At 71.0% G+C, this 1,696-nt stretch carries 1 protein-coding gene; it reads left to right on the top strand.

All coding sequences use genetic code 11. From position 1 onward, the window contains the following. Positions 1–272: 272 nt before the first annotated feature. Positions 273–1,496 carry an IS110 family transposase gene (locus tag AB0J04_RS46055; protein ID WP_363174718.1) on the top strand — a complete coding sequence of 408 codons (1,224 nt, stop codon included), beginning with the start codon at positions 273–275 and terminating at the stop codon, positions 1,494–1,496. Positions 1,497–1,696: the final 200 nt, after the last annotated feature.

The following is a 1,696-nucleotide window of genomic DNA, read 5'->3' as shown; positions in this document are numbered from 1 at the left end:
GCCCCGTTACCTTTTCCGTGGCCCCGCAATGGGGCGCCTGGCCCCCGGGTCCGGTATGGCTGTGTGCCCCCTGTCGTACGGATGACCTGGGGGGTGTTGCCGCCGGGCTTCGGGGCACCGCTTGACCGCTGATGAGGGGCCTGACGACCGCCTGGTCCGGCGCAATGCCGGGCCGCTTCACGGGCGGCATGTCTGCGTAACGTGGTTGCCGGCGTGTGGTGCCGCAGGGACGGCCGGGAGTTGAGGAGACGAGTGGCGAGAGGCACACGCACATGGTCGACACGACCGCGATAGATCTCTTCCTCGGCCTGGACCTGGGCAAGGAGTTCCACCACGCCCACGGCCGGACCCAGGACGGCAGAACCGTGCATGACAAGCGGCTGCCCAACACCGAGCCGAAACTGCTGGAACTGTTCACCAGGCTGGTGGCGAAGTTCGGCACCGTTCTGGTGATCGTGGACCAGGTCGCCAACATCGGCGCGCTGCCGCTGACGGCGGCCCGCGCAGCCGGCTGCCGGGTGGCCTACCTGCCCGGGCTGTCGATGCGGCGGGCCGCCGACCTGCATCCCGGCGAGGCCAAGACCGACGCCCGCGACGCCTACGTGATCGCCGAGACCGCCCGCACCATGCCGCACACCCTGCGTGCGGTGGACCGCGACGACGAGGTGCTGGCCGAGCTGACCATGCTCACCGGCTACGACAACGACCTGGCCGGCGAGGTCAACCGCACAACCAACCGGCTGCGCGGCCTGCTCTCCCAGATCCACCCCTCCCTCGAACGCGTCCTCGGCCCCCGCCTGGCCTACCCCTACATCCAGGCCCTCCTCCAGCGCCACGGCTCCCCGGCCAGGCTGAAGAAGCTGGGCCGTGCCCGCTGCGAGGCCCTGCTCAAGGCACACGGCTCGCGCAAGGCCCACCACCTCACCGCAGAGATCTTCGACGCGCTCGCCGAGCAGACCCTCGTCGTTCCCGGCACCGAGGCATCCGCGCTGATCGTGCCGGGACTCGCCGCCCAGCTCGCCGCCGCCCACACCCAGCGCCGCCAGGCCGAGCAGGAGATCGCCGCCCTGCTGGAGGCCCTCCCTCTTTTCCACCTCCTGACCTCCCTGCCCGGCCTGGGCGTCAGGACCACAGCGGCCGTGATCGTCGCGATCGGTGACGGCAGCGGCTTCCCCACCGCCGGACACCTCGCCTCCTACGCCGGACTCGCGCCCGCCACGAAGTCCTCGGGCACCTCCATCCGCGGCGAGCACGCACCCCACCGCGGCAACCGGCTCCTCAAACGCGCCCTGTTCCAGGCCGCGTTCGCCGCGATCGGCTGCAAAGCCGACCCGTCCTCCCGGATCTACTACGACCGGCAACGCGCACGCGGCAAGACCCACACCCAGGCGATCCTGCGCCTGGCCCGCCAGCGCGTGAACGTCATCCACGCGATGATCCGCACCGGGGCCCTCTACGAAGCACGCACCCCGGGCGACGTCGACCTCGCCGCCTGACGACTCCACCACCCCTACCCTCCAGGCCCCATCACACCCGCGCACCGGTACGGCCACTGCGGCCCTGCCGGCCACCGGGCTGCCCATCAGCCACCCGATCCGCCGCGAACATCCCGCTTCGCGGGACGTTCCCGAAAGCCAGGATCAACCCCTACAAGCCGACCCCACCGAGGTTGACGAAACAGATAGGGGCACCCCCC

This window comes from Streptomyces sp. NPDC050263 (assembly GCF_040655955.1).
Taxonomy (GTDB): domain Bacteria; phylum Actinomycetota; class Actinomycetes; order Streptomycetales; family Streptomycetaceae; genus Streptomyces.
The sequence above is the reverse complement of the archived record's forward strand: the minus strand, read 5'-3'. Positions and strand labels throughout refer to the sequence as shown.